This is a genomic window from Peptidiphaga gingivicola (assembly GCF_001652275.1).
GTDB lineage: Bacteria > Actinomycetota > Actinomycetes > Actinomycetales > Actinomycetaceae > Peptidiphaga > Peptidiphaga gingivicola.
On record NZ_LVZK01000001.1, the window covers coordinates 936,088 to 955,627 of the forward strand.

The following is a 19,540-nucleotide window of genomic DNA, read 5'->3' on the forward strand; positions in this document are numbered from 1 at the left end:
CTGGGAGCTTGCAGGCACCGAAGCGCAAGCGTCGCGCGGCGGTGCGTTTGTCGAGGGTCGACGCCGAGCGCCTTGCCCGCGGCGAGATCGCGAACCCCGAGGAAGCATTGCATCTCAACGACCTGCGTGAGACCCGCTCGCTTCAGCGCGAGGAGCCGGCCGTCGCCGCTCGCGACGCCAATGAGCGCCGCCTGCTCGGAGACCGACCGCCGCATTTCGGTTCGCTGTAACGGAGTTCTCATAGACCCGCTTTGATCGCCGTTATACGTGCGACGACAATGCCAGTTTCTTCAACGTTGAAAGGAAACGATATATACCACGCTAGACGAATGGGGGTGACTTGACTATTCTCAGGTTTGGATTTGACCTGAAAATCCCGTTTGAGGCACGCCTACTTTTACGAAATGGGGAACACTATGGGTGAATACAGAGACATCAAAAAGTTAGTATGCAATCTTAAGGTTGCTGCTATAGATGCCATGATGAAAGACTACGGTACTGAGTATCATTTCGAGGTAGAAGATGACAATTATTATTGTAAGGAAGTGAAGAACAGGTCTCTCTTAGCACCGGACGTTTCTGTTCGCGTGGAGAGGCCGAACTCAAAAGGGGAAGGTGGTGGAAAGGTGACGTGTGGGTCCTCACTTACAAGCTTGAGTGATATTCAAGATGAAAATGAAGTTCTTGACGACTATTCGGAAAGGTTTGCCGAGTGTCGATCGGCAATAGACGCGATCGTTTCACCTTGGATAGGTCTGCCTAACCCATATGGCGATGGGTTCGAGAATGCCATAAATAATTATAGGAAAGGGGTTGTCGCGAAGTTGTCTACAGTGCCCGTGAAAGGGTTTGATGCAAAAGGCCTAACTGGAGACGGTACCGATCAGGGTGCTGTAAACATCCTAGCGGTCAAGCCTGGCAGTATGCAGCGGTACTTTGATGGAATGATGTCCAATGCTGCTTCGCTCCAGGGGGCCACAATGAACGCTTTTCGGGAGTCTTTTTTGGGCACTATGCCGTCAATTGTACGTAATCTTTCTGTGCTTGCTCATATTCACGGTGAGACATTGGCTGCCGAACAGTTAATTTTTAAGCAGGCAAGGAAGAAAGTGGTTGAAGCTATTGAAGGGGCGATGAAGGCGTTCGCGGAGATTCCTGGGGGCGGGTCTGGTTTTGACATGCTAATAAATATACTGGTTTGGGGGTGCATGGCTTTAAGTTTGCCTTTTGGCGGCGCGGGTGCGAGTACTGCATCTATAATAGGTGGTGTAGGAAATTTGGCTTTAACTGCAGTCAAGGACGTCAAAGCCGAGATGAAGCATTATGAGGCAGATAGCTATGAGGGAATCATGAATGAACTGGAAAAATCTTTTAAGGACATAAATAGTAATCTTAAAAAAGGCGAGCAACGTATCGAGGACAACCTTGCCGCTAACCTGAAAGCGGTGCTTGGGGATCGCAATAACAATGATTTCAAGACTACCAGTTTCCATTTACTGCCGGCGCCGATTAGGGACACGGCGGGGCAAACCAAAATGGATAGAAATGCGGTTGATCAGCTAACGATAGGTGATGGGTCAACAGGAGGGTATATGTCGGATATAGCTGCCGATCTCGAGTCGGCGGCGAAAACCTTGCGTGGCATATCTATGCAGGATCTTATTCGACGGGATGAAGAAGTCGGTATAAGGTATGGTATTGGTCCTAGTTCGACTTTTGCCGATCTTCGTGAGGTTATATATGAACTGCTGATCGATCTCAAATGGAGGGTTGATGAAGGGAATGTAAACCTTCGAGCGGCAATGCATGACTTTGAAGAGCAAGATGCGCAATCCCAGCAACTAATGGATAGGATCACGAACAATATCGAGCAAGGGAGTGGAATGGACCCCTGGGATAGGAAGCACCCCCAAAAACTTGAAACGTTGAGGCCAAACACAGGTCAAGAAGCTGTTGGGTAGACCCGGAATGATGGCGACTCAGACTGCTGAGCCGCCATCATTCCAAGGTTGACTACTGGCGATAACCGCCACCCGTGTAGCCGCCACCCGCAGTGCCGCCGCCGTTCATGTAGCCTCCGCCGGCGAGCGCATCGCGAATCTCCGTCAGGAGCCTGACTTCGTCGCTGACCTCTGCTTCCTCAGCGTTGAGGCCCTTCCGCCTCGCCATGCGCTCATTGAGCTTATTCATTGGATAGACGAGAACGAGGTAGACGGCTGCAGCAACAAGGAGAAAGCCGATAGCAGCTGTCAAAACAGTACCGGGTCTAATTAGATCGCCGTCCCCTATATGGAACTGGCCAATCGAATTGAAGTTTGGTTTGCCAACCAGGCTCCCGAGGAGGGGGTTGATGACGCTATCCACAAGATTCTTTACGATAGAGGTGAAGGCGTCGGCGATAACAACAGCGACGGCAAGTTCGATGACGTTGCCGCGCATGATGAATTTCTTGAAACCCTGAATCATGGTGAATCCATCTCTTTCTTTTGGGTGGATGGCCCGCGCGCCCTTTTGCAACGCGGACGTGATGGTCACGCGCCATGGGGTTAACGAACGACCACAACCCGCATGGGCATCGTTGAGCCATAACCGATAACCAGGCTAATGGTGTTTTGAGGCACAGCAACGTACAACACTGACGTGTGAGAGGAATCACTAACAAAGGGTGTTGATTCATTCTTTGGCCCCACTCCGACGATCGTTGCTTTATCCACGATTTTCACTGCTTCGCGATCCTTGCTGTACTCTCCGGGTGGTGCGTAGAGGGCGACGGCGCGCCCCGGAGTGAGGAGCTTGTCGGCTCCGCCGACATCAGCGATCACAGGGGCGATTTCGGTTCCTTCGGGGGCAGAAGCGAGAAAGTCGTCCGAAAGGGTCATCTTTCGCGTCACGGGTGCGCCCTTGGGCACGGAGGTTATGAGGACTCGTTCGTTGAGGTCTTCGAGGGAGTGGGTCAATCCTTCGGGAGCGAGCTCGGCGGACACTTCTGCAACCGTGAGATTCGACGAGCCGAGAGCGGTTCCCGGCGTCAAGTCTTTCTTCGCCACGACGATGCTGACCGTCGCAGGGGCCAGCCCCCGTATCGTCGAGAGGATCGCTGCCAGCGAGGTCAGGACCGCGACAGCCAGTAGCATGTGCCGCAGTTTCCAAAGGGTCGCACGAATTCGGGAAAGGTTCATGCCGTCAGGCTACGGCGATGTACGCCGTCGTCGTTCCCGGAAGAGGCGCGCCTGTGGACGAGGAATACGTCCGTACAAGCTGTGGGCCCGAATTCTACGCAGGCGAGCCGACTTTCTTGGAGGAGGAGCTTCCCGCGCCGCGCTTGCCAGAGGCCGGGCCTGCTTCGTGACGCTTCGATGCAGAGACGCTTGTCGAAGTGGAGGCGCCCGTCAATGCGGGGGCTTCCGCCGAACCGGCTGCTCGACTGGAGTCTGCACTCCCGCTTTGTGAGCCCGTCTCTCGTGAATGCGCGTTCGCGTTCCCCGAATGTGGGTCCGCATTCCCGTTTTCGGAGCTCGCCCCCTCCCCGGACCCCGATCCGGCCGAATCAGAAGCTTCGCGCCCTTCCGAATTCTTCGAGTGGAGCGTGCTAGAGGAGGACCGCGCATCGTTGTGATAGAAGCCCGAGCCCTTGAAGACGATGCCGACCGAGTTGAAGAGCTTGCGGAGCGAGCCGCCGCACGCTTCGCAGACCTTCAAAGGCTCGTCCGAAAACGACTGGCGAACGTCGAACTCGCTGCCGCACTCGGTGCAGCGATACGAATAGGTGGGCACGAAGCGCCTCCTGCTAGAGCGAACTTTATCCGAGGTTCAAGATTACTCCGCGGCACCATGGCGCGCCACGCGTTTCGCTTCAGGGGAAGGCGCACGGTTCGCTTGATGAAAAAGGGGGCGTCAACCGGAGGCACAGCTCGCGTCGGACAAACAGGGGCGTCGGCCTCCCAATGGAGAGCCGACGCCCCTGCGACGTTATGAGTCTCGCGCGTTGCGAGTTATTTCCACGTGATTTCTTAAGTTTGTTCTCGATTGGCTATGCGTATGCGTGTACATCTATGTGAAACCCGCTCACGTTTGCGTCATTCAGAGCTCTGGGCCGCTTCGAAGGGCGTTGGTCCGCCTCGAAAGGCGTCGCAGCCTCGATCAGTGCGTGAAACGACGTCGGCAAAGCGGCGCAGACGACGCGGGCTTACTCTGTCGACGTCCAATACTCGGGCAGCACCACAAAGGGTATCCGCATGTCCATCTCGTCCTGCGGAAGTTCCATATCGACCACCTCGTCGGGGTAGACCATCGCGCCGACCCTGGCATCGCCCTTAATCTGCTTGAGGATGCGGTCGTACCAACCGCCTCCCTGGCCCAAGCGCGTCCCTCCGCGGCCTATGAGAAGGGCGGGGACGAGCAGGGCGTCGACCTGGGAAAGGACCTCCGGGCCAAGCGCTTCGCCGCTGGGTTCGGGCGGGCGCCCCGGGGCGAGGACGTCGAGGTCGTGGGCCCCGGTGTACCAGCCCCAGGCGCGCGTGAGCCCCGGGCCGAGTTTCGGCAGCAGCAGGCGCTTTCCCGAGGCGGCGATGGCGTCACACAGGGCGAGCGTGGGCGGCTCCTCCTTGATCGACACATAGGCCGCCACGACCTGCGCGTCGCCTAGGAAGTCCAAAGCCGTCTCAACCCATGTGCTGGCGAAGTCCTCGCGTGCCTGCAACGACCTTTTGCTCCGGTTTTTACGCGCGACCTTGCGGAGTTCCTGTTTGGCGTCCTCGACATCCAGGTCGGCGACGTTCGGAAGAGTCACCGTCTTTGTAATCATGGCTCAATTCTTTCATGACGACCCTGGGAAAAGATAGAGAGATCTTTGGCGAAACAAGACACGTCTGCGCGGCAGAGGGCTGGCGTTGCGAGGCTTGCCAGGCCGACGTCGCCTCGGTCGGGCACGGAACGACGCCGCAATCGCGCCGTCGCGAGCCTTTACCGACGCTGGAAAAGTCTTTTACGGAAACATGGTGAAATGCCTTGTTGCCTGCCGAGGCGACGCCGCTGCTTGCCGGGGCGACGCCGTTGTTTGCCGGGGCGTCGGCGTCCATGTGGCTGCCCCGCGAACGGATCGAATGTCCCGAAGTCCGCGGCATCCGGCCGTTTAGATGCGTTGTTCCCGGGCGTTCCGGGCGGCGGAGGCCGGCGGCGGGTGCGACGGGAGTCTCGGCACGCGATTGCCGCACTCCGGCGTCGGACGTAAGCGAGAGTTTTGACGTCGTCTGGCGTCGGCGTGGGCTTGCACGAAAAGACGACATCGCGCCGAAACGACTCGGTTGGGAGCAAATCGGGAGCGGCGGGCGTCGAAGCCGGCTCGGGCGAGGGCCGACGAAAGTCATACTTTCGTCGGAGTGGCGCGTCGCGTGTCGCGCAACTCTCAGTGCGATCTGCGCCGATTGGGCGGATCCTGCGCTTCCGGGCGGTAATCTTAAGCGAACGCGTCCGCGAGGCGCGGAAAACCGCGCGAAAGGGGAGGCGCCTGCCGTGCGGAACGGGTCCTACTTAAAGGAGTGGTAATGCGATTCCAGAGTTACATGCCACATGGGCATCTACACCCATGGATGGATTTTGGGAACACGCGGCTCCTCCTCATGGTGCGCGATCCATCCTGCCGTTAGCGTGGTGCCGTGGGTTTCGAGGGGTATTTCGTACTGGGCGCAACCGTCTTGTTGATCGCCTTCGTCATCCCTGCTCTGTCAAAGCGCAGGGAGATTCTTGCGAACGCACCGCTGGAGGATCGTTACTCCGAGGACCTGAGAATGCTCAAGGTGAGCGACGCACCGGGCGCCGATCGTCCCAATGACGACGGCCAGCGCGGCTCGGTGTTCTTCAAACGGCCGGAGGTTGACATGGCTGGGGGGCGAGTGACGAAGGATGTGCGTGAGCTCGCGCGCGACCGCGCCCGCATAAGGGCGCGGATGTCGAAGCGCGCGGCTAACCTTCAACGAGGTTTTTTCGGCGGGGCGCTTGTAGCCGCGCTCGCCGTTCTTCTCTGGGTAGGGGCGGCCGTCGGCTTTGCATCCCCCTTGTTCGCGGGAATCGCGACGGCGGCCACGCTCGCATACGGCGCCGGCTTCGTCTACATCTACCGCAAGGCGGCGGAGGCCGACGCCGCCGACCGCGAAGAGCTTGCGGACATCGTCGCCGAGATCGGCCCGCGGCGCGCTCAAGGGCGCAAGGTTGCCGCCGACGCCGCGCGCAGGTCCGCCAAGAAGAGGGCCGACGTCGAAGCGCGCGCCTCTCTGGCCCAGGCCGCTCGCGGGGCTCGCGTCGAGGTCCGCGAAAGCGACGGGGCCCGCGCGGCTGCCCGGCGCGCGGCCGCCAGGAAGGCGGCCGCGCAGAAGGCCGCAGCGACCGCCCGGATCGAGGGCGAGCTTCGCCGGCGCTTTGAGCGTTCGAAGGCGGCATCCCGAATCTCGGATGCGGCCGGTGCGGGCGGCAAAGCGGGCGCAGGCGCATCGGGCAAGAGCGGCGGCTTCGGCGCGTATGGCGACGGTCAGTCCGCCGACAGGGCCGCCGGTCGCGTCGGGTCCGACGCCTCGAGCGCTCCCAGAGTCGGCGCACGCAAGGGCGTCGCCTCGAACGCCGGGCTTCGAGCGGGCTCCGGCACGGGCTTCTCTTCGGCCAGTTCGAAGGGCTCGTCCGCTTCCAATGGCTCGTCCCACGATTCTTATGCAGGGGGCTCCGCCTCGCGCAGCGCTCGCGGCGGCGCGACCGTGCGCGGGAACATCGGCCCTGCTGCGAGGGGCGCGGGCGGCGTCGTCGGCAATGCTCCCGCCGTCGGCGACGCTCCTGCCGGTGCCGGTGTTGGCGCCGGGGCTTCCAGCCGTCGCGCCGAAATGCCTTCCTACACGCTCAAGCCGGGATCGGTCGATCGCAAGGTCGTCAAGCCGTACACGGCACCCGCCTCGGCGACGGCGCCCGTTCCCTATCGCCCGCAGGTGATCGGCGAGAGGTACGACGTCGCAACCGGCGTGGTCATGCCCAGTGCTCCTGGCGAGGTGCCGCTGAGCCCGGCCGAGGCGAGGGAAGCGCAGGCGAAGGTCGAGCGCGCGGTCGAGGCCTCGGTGGTCAGCCACTCGTCCGAGGTTCTGAGCGGGGGCTCGGTGCTGGACGCGCTGCTGGAGCGCCGTCGGGCCTAGTCGCCCCGCCAAAGCACAACTCCGTTTGGCAGGGCCGCGTCGTCGGGGCGCATGCCTTTCCCGACAGGGCCTGTCTGCCCTACCAAAAACGCGCACCTCGATCCCGACAACGCCGTCCGCTCTCTCAAACGCGCACCACGATCCCAACAGTGCAGTCCGTCCCGCCAAACGCGCATCTCGGTTACTGCGGAGCATGTCCGTGACCAGCCTGTCCATCCCACCAACAAGAACGCATGCTTGCCTCGTCGAAAGCATCCTGCCGCCTCGTTCGAGTCGCAGGCACCCCCGCGACTGCGACAGACCCAACACTCGCGCGTTGGAACTGAAGCGTCCCTAGGTGCTAAGCTACTGGAGTCCTAGGGGCTATGGCGCAGTTGGTAGCGCGTCTCGTTCGCAATGAGAAGGTCAGGGGTTCGAATCCCCTTAGCTCCACCACAAGCTCCGTATATGAACCCTCGACCTGAGTAGCAAGGTCAGGGGCCGAATTGTTACTTGAATTGCATCGACGGTACCCGTCCACATTGTGGACGGGCGTTCTTGTTGTGGGTACTCTGCAGTCTGCCTTCTAGCCGGGTGCTGTGCCGTGCGCTCTTGCTGTTTTAGGGCCGTCCGCGGCTTGGCCAGATGCGTCGTGATGGTTGTCTGTGCTGTGTGGGGTGGTCGTGACTGGCCGTGCTGTGCCCACCGCTGCCGCTTCGAATGCTGCCGCTGCCGCCTGCTGTGCCGCTCGCTTTAGCTGCTGGCTAACGAGTGGTTAGCAGGATGCGGAACGGTTGCTCGAGCGCGTGAATGAGCAAATCCTCACCAGCGGTCACCGACGCTTTACTTTCTAAACTATTGTCAACGCCGTGCCACGCGCCGACGGCGCCAAATATACACCGCGCCGCCAATTCCACCCAGCACAATCGGCGCCGCTCCGCCATAATATGGCGGCGGAACATTATCACCAGCAGCTGCCAATGCAGCCTCGTGCTGCGGTTGGCTTGGCTGCGACTGTTCGGCCTGTGAGATATGCATGGCCTTCGGCGGCAAGGTGGTATTCTGCGGATGGTTTGACTGCTGCTGGGTCGATGATGTCGCAGCGCTGCCATGCAGCGTGCGGTCGAGTTGCCGCAGTAACGCATCATTACTCTGTGGGTCGGAGAGATAACGCCACACAATGATCCCCTGTAGGTTGTGCTGCTGGATATATTCTGCCTTATACTTCATCGACTCCGCATCGTCGTAGCTAATAAACTCACGCCGCGCGGCATTGTAGAGATAGGGCGCTTTGCTTGCGTTGTCCCAGTAGCGAGTGTAGCCATTCTTGTTAATATACTCTCGCTCGAGCCGGTCATACGTGGTGTGGTACTCGCCAGCCTTTTGGGTGTCCCCAACGGGCTGGTGCAGCCCATGATTCACCCCAGGAACTGAGGTAAACCGCCGGCTATACCACGCCGCCCCGATCATCAATTTGTTTGTTGGCGCGCCGTGAGCTTGGTAGTGCTTCACTGCCGAGTTGGCACTTTGGTCGAGCGGGTCATCAGGTGCGGTATAGAGCCCAGCATGGTGCCCAGCGTACGTCTTGAACGAGCCAAACCCACGCATGTCATACGTCATAATTGCAATCTGATCAAGATACTGCTGGTACTCAGCAAACTTATTTTGCTCGGCATACCACTTGGCTGGTGCACCTGTCATCGAGATACTTGGTTTGCGTCCACTGGTGGTCGTTGCCGTGCGCAATTCGCGCAAGAGAGCAATCAGGTCAGCCTGCTGGCTCCCCTTTGGAAACTCCCAGTCGATATCCACCCCGTCTAACTGATGAGCGTGCAGCGCCTCCTTGACAGAGCTCACAAAGGCATGCCGGGTGCTTGCTTTGCGCACCATCGCATCGAACTCACTCCGCGCGGCATCATTGCCGCCACCAATTGAAAGAATAATGGAGATGCGCGGATTAACCGCGTGAATCCGCTGCAGCGTAGCCGCCTGCTTAAGATGCGGCAATTTGTCAAGTGTTAGACGCCCATCGGCCGCAATGCGCCCAAAATGGACAATGAGCCGATCGATCATCTTCAGATGTTCGTCAGTCACTTTTGGGAGATTCTCGTCGCTGACATAGACCGAGATTGTCTTCCGCTCAGCAGCCTGGGCTGGCAGTGGAGTCACCAGCTGGCATCCGACTGCTATCATTATGACACTGAGCATGTATTTCACAATTGCCGTCCGCATATCGCCTCCTTGCTTTTGCTGCCTGCTTCCTTCTAGCCTATACGGTTTGCCAGAAACGGCAAACCGTTGGCAATTCAGCGCCATGTCGATGCAGTCTCCCAGTCCTACGTCGTCGATCTGGGTGAGGCGGCTGCATCCCAGGCGAAACCAGTGGTCGTCTCGTTTGCGTTCCACACCCGAGTGCCCGAGGCGGGCACGTCGTGCACATCAACATCGACCGGCCGACACGGGGCTTGGCCGTCGACATGCGTTACGACGAGACGATCTCCCGCCTGCGCCTGATGGATTTCGCCTCCCGTGGGGACGGCGGCCACGTCTTTGGCGACTCTGGCGCACGCAGCAAGTCTGATAAGGCGCTTGTCTAAGGCTCCTTACGCAGATCGCGTCTGGTGCGATGTATGCCTGATTTTCAGCAGCCGCCCATGGTGACCACCCCCTTGGCTATTCGGTTCTAGCAGAATACGTAGTCTTGGGATACATGATCTCTGGATTGTGAGAACAGCGCATGAACGTGTAATTCTACTGTATGGTTGAGGTTGGCGGCAGCTGGTCCTGGTTACTCGTATCGGTGGTGAGATGCTTGCTCGCATTCGGTGAGCTGATGTGTCATAGATTGAGTGGATATGGTCTGACCCCGAGGGAACCTGCTGGGCCGTGGCCGTTCGGTCCAATGCACAGTGACGCCGACGGCAATGGCGTTGATCTCTTCGCGGCCTTAGAGAACCGAACCGATGTTTCCCTTCCCTATGGCAGGGAATCGCCGAGGAAGGACTTCCAGTGGCCGGAGCCGATGCGGATGCGGTACCGCACATAGGGGAGTGTAGGAAGCGGTGTGAGGTCAGGAGTCGCTGCGGTCCTTGGTCGATAGCTGCTCCGCCGACTCGTGAATTACCTTGGTGGCATCCTCCAGGAACTCAATGAGCTGATCGACCTGGCTCTCAGACCATCCCTCCACCAGAGCGGTCAGCTTCTGGTTGGCGGGCAGGAATATCTTGGCAAGACGATCAGCACTTGTGGCGTGAATGGTGAAGGAACGCAGGTCCGTCTGGCTGAGGCGACGCTCAACCCAACCATCGCGGGTGAGTCGCCGCAGCACGCTGGCCATGGTTGTGGTTCCCATCCGGGTGCGGCGGGCCAGAGAGGTGGGGGTCTGTGGGCCGTCGCGGTGCAGGACGTCAAGCACAGCCAGATCGCTGTCGTTGAGGCCTGTTCGTGCCGCAATGGCGCGGTTGCTGGCGGCGAGTTCGCTGTTCATGGCGCGCAGCGCCCGGATGAGACGCTCATCGTGAATCCGTTTGCTCAAGCGAGCCTCCTGATCGGGGTGAACATGGATGAGTGTCAGGATAGATTGACGACGAGCTTGCCGCGGACGTGCCCCGTCGCCAGCTTGATGTAGGCGGCGCGAACCTGCTCCAGCGTGAAGGAGTAGGTGTGGGCGATCTCGATCTTGACGGCGTTGTCCGCCACCAGCTGTGCAACCTCCTCGAGGTCGCTGCGTCCATTGCTGTGCCGTGAGCCGGTGAACTGTGCGCCCTTGAGGATCGCCGCGGGTGAGGGGACTAGAGTGCCGATGGAACGGCCCGTTAGCCCGAGATCACGGCCAAGTTGCACGTAGCCGCCGCCATAGCAGTCAAAGAGCTTGGTGACGGGCGACGGAGCCGCATCGCGAACTCGGCTTGTCAGGTTCTCGCCGTACGTGACTGGAATGGCTCCCAAGGATCGGAGGTAGTCCGTGTTGCGGGTGCTGGCGATGCCGATGACGGTGGCTCCTCGGCTCAAAGCAAGCTGCGTTGCAACTGATCCTACGCCGCCCGCTGCGGCACTGATGACAACCACGTCGCCGCTGTGCAGGTTCAGCTGCCTGAATGCGCCGCACGAGGTTTGCGAGGCAACACCCAGGCAGGCTGCCTGAGTAAATGACAACGGGTTAGGCTTCTTGACGACGTCGTCGGCGGGTGCCACCAGCTCGGTGGTGAGTGCCCCGCGGGTGTCAGCCTGTCCGGGTGCGCTTCGCAAGGTACCCAGCACGGCGTCGCCCACTGCGAGGTCTGTGACGCCCGCGCCGACAGCGTCAATGACGCCTGCGAAGTCCCGGGCCACGCCCCTAGGGAAGCGGGCTGATGTGCCCTCGAACCAGCGCCGAGGATGGATGAGGCGCTGAACCCGTTCAAGCCGTCGCAGGTCGCCCTCGAAAGTCTTGAAGTCGAGGGGGTTAAGTCCGACGGCGCGTACCGCGATGCGTATCTCTCCGTCGCCGGGTGCTTGCGCCGGGCGCTCGACCTCCTCCAGAACCTCTGGTTCGCCAAATCTCCGGTACTCGATCGCTCGACTCATGGAAGCCTCCTCGGGCTCGCTCGGTAGTGAGGCAGCTAACTGTCTCAAATAATTCACATAATGAATATTATTATATTCGTTGTTCTTGTGTCAACTTTTCAATATTCCAAATAATTCAATTTATCATATTTTTCCCTTTCTTTCTTTCTCTCTACTGCATCTTTTTGCGTCCTCGTCGCCCAATACCGTGCCTCATACTGGTTGGGCGAGGGAAGGCCACAATGTTGGCGGAGGCGGGTAGTATTGTAAAAGTCGTCAATGTAGACATAAACAGTCTGCTCGGCGTCTGCTTGACTCGCCAGAACCCGCCCCCGTAAGCCACTCCCGCTTGAGGCAGGCATAGAAGGTATCAATGCAGGCATTATCCCGTACCGCACCGGGTGCGCGGTGGCGTAGTCGAGCATCTCTTGGAGTGCGCGTCGTTGGACGGTCTTGGCGGACTCGCTGGGCTCGATGAACTCCTTGATGATGACTGCGCCGAGCTGTTCGGCCTTGCGCTGCGCGGCTTCGCGCTGGGCTGGGGTCGTCGTAGTGGTCGTCGGGTTCGGAGACGTGAGTGCTCATGATCGGTGCCCCGGTTACATGCTGAGGCTGTCGGCAGCGGGCGTAGTCTGCTGGTGCTGGGGCAGATCGAAGGCCTGACCAGCCGCTTGGCGTTCGAGTGCTTGGAGGGTTGTGAGGTCGACATCGTAGCGGGTGCGGGCGTAGACCCAGCCGTCGGCCAGGGTTCGGTGGGAGCGCTCGATCTTGCCGTTGGTCTGGGGCCGATACGGCCTCGTGCGCTTGCGCTTGCACTTGTGCTTGACGCCCAGCTCGTGGCAGGTGTCTCTCCACAGGTGTGAGCGGTAGGCACCGCCATTGTCGGACAGGACTCGCTCGACGGCGACCCGCGATGGTTGAACCACTCGACGGCCCGGACGAGGACGGCGGCGGCTGTGAGGCGGCTTCGTCGTCGTGGATCTCTGCGTAGGCGACGTGGGAGTGGTCGTCCATGACGGTGTGGACGTAGGCCTTGCCCATCAACGGGTCGTGCCACTTGCTCTTCGGCTGATCAGCCAGCCCTCCTCGACGGCCAAGCGCGCGACGACCAGTCAGTGTCGCGGTGTAAGGGCCGCGTTGGGATGCACGCCTACGCCTTGGAGCTCATGCGCTGTCGAACAACCTGGCAGAGCAGCGCGAGCGCGGACACGGCCGCGGCGGAACCACACAGCACAGCCGGCGCCGCGTGTGCGGCGACCAGCAGCGAGCCGATGGCGGCACCCAGCGCCGAGCCCAGATAGTTGGCCGAAGCATTCGCAGCCACAGCCGTGGCACCGTCAGCCGGGTTCGCCTGTAGCAGGACATGCTGCTGGGGCGCGAGGGACGCCCAACCACACATCCCCCAGACGAACAGACTTGCCACCGTGACCCCCGCGGCATGAACCTGGGTCATGCCGAACAGCGCGCACACGAGGCCAGTGAGGATGACAGCGCTCAGGCGCAGCGGATCACACCGGTCGACGAGCGGCCCGATGCCCAGCGCTCCCACCGCCCCGCCGAGCCCCCAGAACCAAATCGCCATGCTCTGATGCGACGCAAGGCTTCCCGCGGACAGCACGACAGTCAGGTAGGTGTACAGGCCCAGAGAAGCGACGCCGGTCAGCAGGGTCACGGTGACCGTGAGCAGATTCTTGGGACGCGCGATCGACCGCAGCCGATCAGCGGGGCTAGAAGCTGGGATCGCCGGCAGTTCCCCGCCGCGCAGCGCGATGCCCGCCAGTGCGGCGCCGCCGATGGCCACGATCAGCAGGATCGCGGCGCGCCACCCCCAACGCTGCGCCAAGGCCAAGCCGATCGGCACGCCGAACACAGTGCCGACCGCCAACCCAGCAAGGACCAGCGCCACCGCACGCCCTCGACGTTCCTGTCCCACGAGCTTGGCGGCGACCGCGGACGACAGCGGCGAGTAGACGCCAGCTGCTGCGCCAGCCACCACACGAGCGCCCAGGAAGACCCCCACCGTCGGTGACAGCGCCGTGGCCAGGTTCGCCGCCGTGAACACCAGCAAGGCTGTGACCAAGCTGCGTCGTGACCGCTGCCCTGCCCGCCCAGCCAGCAAAGGTCCCGCGACCGCATAGGAGCCCGTGAATGCCGCAACACCCAGACCGACAGTGGCTTCCCGCGCACCCAACGACGAGGCAACGGAGGGCAGCAGACCCGCTACGACGTAGGCATCCAGGCCGAGCGCGACACTGCCCACCACGAAGGGCCACAGCCGACGCATCATGCCTGCGCCACCCCAGGGCCCGTGTTGGCGACCACGGCCGCTAGCACACCCGGGAACAGCCGGTCCAGATCGTCGCGCCGCAACCGGATTAGGCATGCGCGACCCTCACCCCGGGTCCACGTCACCCCTGCCTCGCGCAACATGCGCGTGTGGTATGTCAGCGTCGACCGGGGCAGATCGTCCGCGAGCTCAAGGCTGTCGTGCTCCTGCCCGTCGGCCAGCCGGCGGATCATCTCCAGACGGGTGGGGTCGCTCAAGGCTGCCAGCACCCTGGCCAGAGTGAGCTCGTCAGTCTTCGGGTGGTGATAGTCCCGCGGTGTCATCGAACCTCCTTGGATTGTGCAGTGATTCCTGCATAATAATCGTGCAAGAATCACTGCACAAACGCGAAGGCCGTCAGAGCCTCGATCAACGTCCCCGGTCAGTGCAGTTAGATGGCGCGCAGCTGCGGACGCCCCGCAGGCTCGTCGACCCTCTCGTCGTTGACATCCACAGTGCCGGAGGCGGTGGTGCCGCCCGGTTTGGTGAGGGCTGATTGGAGAGCGTCGGCGAACGCGACGGTGTGTTCGACCACGCGCAGGAACGTGGCGAGGTGCTCACCGGTGAGTTTGACGGCGAGCGCGGCCGGGTCGTAGTGAGTCCGCCGCTGGTCCAGTTCGGTCCACGTCGCCACGAACGTCCGCACCGGGTACTGCACCGACGCGTCTTCGGCGCCGTCTTTGGGTTTCTTGGCCGGAGCAGGCTCCTTCGTGGCGGTGGCGTGGATGCGGGCGAGGGCGTCGGCGACGTGATCCGCCCCGGCCTGTGCAGAGGCTTCCGGCCAGCCCGGCAGCACGAACAATCGGGTCGCGTCCGCGACCGCTGCCTGCACCGTCGCATCCACATCCTCGCTTGACTCCGCATCGTCACGGAGGTTGGGGCGGTGAGCCGGAACGCGGAATGGTACTCGTACAGGGGTGTCTCGCGGTCGGAGAACTGTTCCTGGTCGTGGTGGGCGGAGATATGGGCGCGGGAAAGCATGTTCATGTCGAGAGACGAGCTTGCCCGGGCTGCAGGAACCTCTCAAGCGCGAATGGAGACGTTCGAAACGAACAATGCGATGCCGACGCTTAGACAGCTCGGCCTCTTAGGAAAAACTCGATAGAACTCTCGCTTTCTTCTTCACGACGCCGCCCGCCGAGTCCGGCGTTGTTGACTTTAGCGGCCGCGGTGAGGACACAGTTTCGCCTCTGCTGGCGCGGGAAATGCGTCGGGCGAAGCAGTATCGAGAGGCCGTGCTGGAACTGTAGGGGCCCACGGGGCGCCGTCTCTCGGATGCTCGAAGAGGAGAGGATCACAGAGCAGGCGTCCGACGTCGTCGAAGATCCTTGGGGCGTGGCGGAAACGGTGGCCGAAAACTTCAAAGTCAGCACTCTTGCCGTGGGCGTTCGTTTGAAGGCGATTGGCTTAATCTCCGACGCAGATTCGGAGGGTGTTCGCGTTGAAGTGATCGGCAGTGGGAACCTAGGAGGGAAGAACGGAAGAAGGCGAAAGGAGAGCCGCCTGCTTGGAGGCTCCGTTTCCGAGACCCGGACTCCGGTTATTTCTGCACGATCGTGCGAGCTTTGGAGGACGAGCGCGTAGGTTGGCTTGATGCAAGCTACCTGCCCGACGAGAAGACTCCCATGGCTCAACGGATGATCGACGAGTACTACAGGATCGAAGTCCAATAAACTTGCGGGCGGGTTGAACTGCCATGCTGCTAGTTCAACCCGCCCGCAATGGTTAGTTTAAAGACTCGCGTACCCAATAACGTCTGATGATACCTGGGTCAATGTGCTGTCGGGGATCTCCTCAACTGCGATTGTCCATGTCTTACCCAAACGGGGATTGACTATGCCGAGTTTCTCTATGGTCTGAAACTGTGGGTGTATGGAACGGCGTCCCATAATCCAGTAAACAAGTATTTGCAGAGTATTCTTAGGTTGCGGCTTCGTTTTCGAGACTTTTATGTCCCAAAGCGTGTCCTTTGTCAAGATATCGCCGTCACCGATGCGAATGAGGTGTGTATAGGCACCAGTAAACTCAAACTCTTTCAAGGTAGGAGGATTCGCTTCGAAGAAAAGCCTCATCCTTTCAGTCATAATGCGAATGTTCTTAATGGTTTCATCGTCCGGATTGATCTGATTCACTGGTTTATACGAGGAGTGCCCCGCTCGGTAGACAACGTCGAAACCAGAAAGCTGGCATGCGGCTCTAATTGAATCGTCAGTCAGGCCGTTTAGACGGTTCAATAGTCCGCGAGCAGTGGTCTCTTCGCCAATGAGTCGGGCACCTTGAAGTGATATGTTAAAGGCCTCTGCACGGGTAGAACCAGTGATGAGACGGGTGAGGTAGTCAACCGCCATCCCAACAGTACCTGCGTGGATGTTCTCTGGTGAAGTTACCTCCCCCAGGGTGTCCATGTCCTTAACTGTAAAACTTCGTAGTGGGAGATATCCTCCTCGGGGTTGCTTGATTTCTTTGATACGCCCTGTCACCGTTGACATGTGAAACCTTCTTTCAATTATGAAGTTGTGACGTTATGTAGCAGGATGGTGAGTTTACCTGCACGTATAAGTGTACAGCGGTCCACTTCATGAGTGGCAAGGTGCAGGTTGAACACCATCGGGGTTACAGCTATAACTGCCCGCTAGTTTACGGCTCTGGACAAGTTCTCTGTCTTAAAGATCCGCGGCTTAAGTCTGTAATGTAAAAGCGTCGGAATCATCCGTCATACTGGAGACATGGGCGGTTTCAGATCGCGGATGCCTGGGGAGCCGGGGCATCGCGCTGCCGGGTCGCTTCCGCGCCGCGGACTCCGAGTTTGAGCAGCCGGGGACGGAACGCCAGACGAAGGGACGCACGTAACCGACGAAGGAAGTAACACGGTCCAGAATGGGACGCACATGCTTCAGAAAGGAACGCACGTGGTCAATCGCGCATACCTGTACAGCCTCGACAATCGGCCGGTCAGCTACTTCGACCGCCCGGAGAGGGCCAGCGGGCTCTCCGAGTGGCCCGACACCGTTCCGATCTCCTACCGCATCCTCGCCTCGGGAAACACGCAGATCTGCTCGTCCCTCATCGCCAACGGCCTCGAAGGCGCCCCCGACGTCAAGGTCTACGCCATAAACGGGGAGTACGACGTCGGGTTCGCCCGTTTCTTGAGGTTCATCGACGTGATTCGCTTCGTCTCGGGCAGCTCGCACTTCGAGGCCCCAAAGCTGCTCGACGAAACGATTTCAACTCGGTCCTTCCTCGATCTGCACATGAACAAGTACGTGCAGCTCGAAACCGTCGAACTCGACATCCTCTCCGGCGGCGACGAGGCGATGATGAAAGAGATGGTCGAAGCCGAAGCCTCGATGTGCACGTGGATAGGCGAATCCATCGACGCCCTTCCGAGCGACACGAACGAAGCCGCGGCGGTCGTCTACGAATCCAGCGTCAAGGGCGCCGGTCCCTTCGCGGGCCTGCGTTTCGACGACAAGTACGACGCCGGCCGCAGCCCCCTCGGATTCCGCTGGAGCGAGACGCTCAACTTCGACATGCCGACCCGCGCCGAATTCGAGGAGACGGAAGGCCGCGACTAGCCCGGTCCGCCGAGACTTGCCGGGTCCGCCGCGACTGGCCGGGCACGCTGTGAATGGCCCGGCCCGGCGTCGACAGCCGGGCTGTCGCCACTAACCCGGTCCGCCGCGACTGGCCGAGCCTTTGCCGATCTGGCGCGCTGGCGAAACCGATCTGGCACGTTGGTGAAACCGATCTGGCACGTTGGAAAACCTGCTGCAGCCGCCTCGCCTCTCGCCTGTGACGGCACCGCGAAGCCGGCGGAGTTCAGTCCATCAGAGGCGCGGAGCCCCGCTACTCCTGAGAGAATGCGCCGACGTCGGCCATCTGCCGCTTGGTCCACGGGGCGACGGCGAACAGGATGACCGCCACGGCAACCGTGACCGCGCCCAGGCCGTAGTAATACGTCGAGTTCGGGATGTCCCTGGTTTGAGAAATGATGAAACCGGCGAGCCCCTGGCCTGTGGCGGTCGTCAGCAGCCACAGGCTCATCGCCTGAGAGGCGAAGTTCTTGGGCGCCAGCGCCGAGGTCGTGGACAGGCCCACCGGAGACAAGAACAGCTCGCCCACGGTCTGCACGATGAACACTGCCGCCAGGAACCACCATGGCGCAAGATTCTTGCCGCCGGTCCACGTTTGGAACCCGAAGCCTAGGATGAAAGCAGACAAGCCGACTAAGAGCACTGCGATCGCGAACTTCGCGATGGTCGACGGGAACCTCCCCGCCCGCCGTGTGAACAGCCAGCCGACCAACGGCGCCAGCACTACGATCGTGGCCGGGTTGATGGACTGATAGGTCTCAGGGCTGAGGACCCAGCCGACTACGGGGATTTTCCCGTCGGTGTTTTCCTTGGCAAAGGTTGCCATTTTGCCGGCGGCCTGCTCGGAGATCATGAAAAACAGCACCGCGCCGATCCACAAGGGGATGTAGGCGCGCAGATGGGTGCGTTCGCGGGAGGTGACCCTCGGGGAACGGAACATGAGCATGAAGTAGCCCAGCGCCGCCGTTGCCGGGACGACGAGCATTGTGGCGGAGAGGGCGTTAAGCAAGTTGCCGGTGAGGTAATACAGGGCTGTGACCAGCGTCGCCGTTCCTGCGATCGCGGCCACAGCGGATATAACAAGCTTGCGGCGCTCCCAGGGGCGGATCGGGTTGGGGACGGTGAATGCGAAGGCAGAAAGCCGGTGGCGGCCGTAGACGAAGGCGGCCAGCGCGAACCCCATGCCGACAGCGGCAGAGGCGAATCCCGCGTGGTACCCGTAGTGTCCTCGCAGCCAGCCGGTCACTATGGGAGAGGCAAGCGACCCGACGTTGATTGACATGTAGAACAGTTGGAATCCGGCGTCGCGCCTGGGGTCGTTATCGTCGTACAGGCCTCCGACGATCGTCGACAGGTTCGGTTTGATGAAGCCGGTTCCCACCGCGACCAGGATGATCCCAAGCCAGGAAACGACTGGCACGGGGATCGACAGGCAGACGTGGCCCGCCATGATGACCAGCCCTCCATAAAGGGTGGACAGCCACGGCCCTATGACGCGGTCGGCGAAAATGCCCCCGGGGATGGCCAGCAGGTAGACAGCCGCGCTGTAGACGGCAAGGATGACCTCGCCGGAGTTATTGCTCAACCCCAGGCCGCCGTTGCCGACGGTGTCGACGATGAAATACAGCAGGATGGCTCGCATCCCGTAATAGGAGAAGCGCTCCCACATCTCCACGTTGAGCATCCAGGGCAGGCCCCGGGGGTGGCCGAACAGCCCGCGGTCCTCGCGCGACGGGGTTGTTCGCAGGGTGCTGGGGCGCCACCGGCTGGTGATCAAGCGTCCGGCACCGACGACGTCGTCCTCGACGTTAGTCGGGGAATTTGGCATAATAGCTCTCCCTTTCTGTGGGCGGGCACGGCAAGCAACCGAACCGTTGGCGCCTGATGCATGAACAGGCGTTATTCGTGTACCCTACACTGATTGCGCG

Annotated in this window: 17 protein-coding genes, 1 tRNA gene and 2 pseudogenes; 6 read left to right on the forward strand and 14 right to left on the reverse strand. The window is 60.7% G+C overall.

What is annotated here, in order from left to right; all coding sequences use genetic code 11:
- Positions 1 to 8 precede the first annotated feature (8 nt).
- Positions 9 to 230, forward strand: a complete 222-nt coding sequence (locus A4H34_RS10910) for a hypothetical protein (RefSeq protein WP_156510244.1) — start codon at positions 9 to 11, stop codon at positions 228 to 230.
- A 174-nt stretch (positions 231 to 404) separates the two neighbouring features.
- Positions 405 to 1,961: a hypothetical protein gene (locus tag A4H34_RS03815; protein WP_156510245.1), complete on the forward strand. Its 1,557-nt coding sequence runs from the start codon at positions 405 to 407 to the stop codon at positions 1,959 to 1,961.
- Between the two features lie 52 nt (positions 1,962 to 2,013).
- Here A4H34_RS03815 and mscL read toward each other — a convergent pair whose 3' ends face one another.
- From mscL to A4H34_RS03835, 4 genes are all read right to left on the reverse strand, one after another.
- Positions 2,014 to 2,535, reverse strand: a complete 522-nt coding sequence (mscL, locus tag A4H34_RS03820) for a large conductance mechanosensitive channel protein MscL (protein ID WP_082903042.1) — start codon at positions 2,533 to 2,535, stop codon at positions 2,014 to 2,016.
- An 11-nt stretch (positions 2,536 to 2,546) separates the two neighbouring features.
- Positions 2,547 to 3,134, reverse strand: a complete 588-nt coding sequence (locus A4H34_RS03825) for an SAF domain-containing protein (RefSeq protein ID WP_064231141.1) — start codon at positions 3,132 to 3,134, stop codon at positions 2,547 to 2,549.
- Between the two features lie 139 nt (positions 3,135 to 3,273).
- Positions 3,274 to 3,774, reverse strand: coding sequence for an FmdB family zinc ribbon protein (locus A4H34_RS03830; RefSeq protein WP_064231142.1), 501 nt, complete (start codon positions 3,772 to 3,774; stop codon positions 3,274 to 3,276).
- Between the two features lie 412 nt (positions 3,775 to 4,186).
- Entirely contained in the window at positions 4,187 to 4,804 is a 618-nt protein-coding gene (locus A4H34_RS03835) for a 5-formyltetrahydrofolate cyclo-ligase (RefSeq protein ID WP_064231143.1), read from the reverse strand.
- An 850-nt stretch (positions 4,805 to 5,654) separates the two neighbouring features.
- On the opposite strand from A4H34_RS03835, the gene A4H34_RS03840 reads away from it, so the two are divergent.
- Together A4H34_RS03840 and A4H34_RS03845 are read left to right on the forward strand one after the other, a co-directional pair.
- Positions 5,655 to 7,169, forward strand: coding sequence for a DUF6667 domain-containing protein (locus tag A4H34_RS03840; protein WP_156510246.1), 1,515 nt, complete (start codon positions 5,655 to 5,657; stop codon positions 7,167 to 7,169).
- Between the two features lie 359 nt (positions 7,170 to 7,528).
- Positions 7,529 to 7,604, forward strand: a tRNA-Ala gene (locus tag A4H34_RS03845).
- 405 nt (positions 7,605 to 8,009) lie between these two features.
- Here A4H34_RS03845 and A4H34_RS03850 read toward each other — a convergent pair.
- Complete coding sequence (locus tag A4H34_RS03850; RefSeq protein WP_064231145.1) at positions 8,010 to 9,380, reverse strand: glycoside hydrolase family 18 protein; 1,371 nt, start codon at positions 9,378 to 9,380, stop codon at positions 8,010 to 8,012.
- A 200-nt stretch (positions 9,381 to 9,580) separates the two neighbouring features.
- Here A4H34_RS03850 and A4H34_RS10915 point away from each other — a divergent pair, with 200 nt between their 5' ends.
- Positions 9,581 to 9,745: a hypothetical protein gene (locus tag A4H34_RS10915; RefSeq protein WP_156510248.1), complete on the forward strand. Its 165-nt coding sequence runs from the start codon at positions 9,581 to 9,583 to the stop codon at positions 9,743 to 9,745.
- Positions 9,746 to 10,218: 473 nt separating this feature from the next.
- On the opposite strand, the gene A4H34_RS03855 is transcribed toward A4H34_RS10915, so the two are convergent.
- The 8 genes and pseudogenes from A4H34_RS03855 to A4H34_RS03890 all read right to left on the reverse strand — a co-directional run bounded on the left by A4H34_RS03855 (position 10,219) and on the right by A4H34_RS03890 (position 16,424).
- On the reverse strand, positions 10,219 to 10,683 hold the full coding sequence (locus A4H34_RS03855) for a MarR family winged helix-turn-helix transcriptional regulator (RefSeq protein ID WP_231870939.1): 465 nt from the start codon (positions 10,681 to 10,683) through the stop codon (positions 10,219 to 10,221).
- Between the two features lie 35 nt (positions 10,684 to 10,718).
- A complete protein-coding gene (locus A4H34_RS03860) occupies positions 10,719 to 11,714 on the reverse strand; it encodes an NADP-dependent oxidoreductase (protein WP_064231146.1) in 996 nt (331 codons plus the stop codon).
- A gap of 98 nt (positions 11,715 to 11,812) precedes the next feature.
- Positions 11,813 to 12,235, reverse strand: a pseudogene (locus tag A4H34_RS11550) (hypothetical protein); the annotation flags it as partial.
- A 177-nt stretch (positions 12,236 to 12,412) separates the two neighbouring features.
- Positions 12,413 to 12,803, reverse strand: a pseudogene (locus A4H34_RS10620) (DDE-type integrase/transposase/recombinase); the annotation flags it as partial.
- Between the two features lie 40 nt (positions 12,804 to 12,843).
- Positions 12,844 to 13,980, reverse strand: coding sequence for an MFS transporter (locus tag A4H34_RS03870; protein ID WP_064231147.1), 1,137 nt, complete (start codon positions 13,978 to 13,980; stop codon positions 12,844 to 12,846).
- Positions 13,977 to 14,303: an ArsR/SmtB family transcription factor gene (locus A4H34_RS03875; RefSeq protein ID WP_064231148.1), complete on the reverse strand. Its 327-nt coding sequence runs from the start codon at positions 14,301 to 14,303 to the stop codon at positions 13,977 to 13,979. Before A4H34_RS03875 ends, A4H34_RS03870 begins: the two co-directional genes overlap by 4 nt.
- 107 nt (positions 14,304 to 14,410) lie before the next feature.
- Entirely contained in the window at positions 14,411 to 14,863 is a 453-nt protein-coding gene (locus A4H34_RS03880) for a hypothetical protein (protein ID WP_064231149.1), read from the reverse strand.
- An 886-nt stretch (positions 14,864 to 15,749) separates the two neighbouring features.
- Positions 15,750 to 16,424 (reverse strand): hypothetical protein, encoded by a 675-nt coding sequence (locus A4H34_RS03890; protein ID WP_197480408.1) that lies wholly within the window; start codon positions 16,422 to 16,424, stop codon positions 15,750 to 15,752.
- A gap of 504 nt (positions 16,425 to 16,928) precedes the next feature.
- Here A4H34_RS03890 and A4H34_RS03895 point away from each other — a divergent pair.
- Positions 16,929 to 17,594, forward strand: a complete 666-nt coding sequence (locus A4H34_RS03895; protein ID WP_197480409.1) for a DUF7822 domain-containing protein — start codon at positions 16,929 to 16,931, stop codon at positions 17,592 to 17,594.
- Between the two features lie 271 nt (positions 17,595 to 17,865).
- Here A4H34_RS03895 and A4H34_RS03900 read toward each other — a convergent pair whose 3' ends face one another.
- The gene (locus A4H34_RS03900) at positions 17,866 to 19,440 is read right to left on the reverse strand and encodes a peptide MFS transporter (protein WP_064231153.1); all 1,575 of its coding nucleotides are present in this window, start codon (positions 19,438 to 19,440) and stop codon (positions 17,866 to 17,868) included.
- Positions 19,441 to 19,540 lie beyond the last annotated feature (100 nt).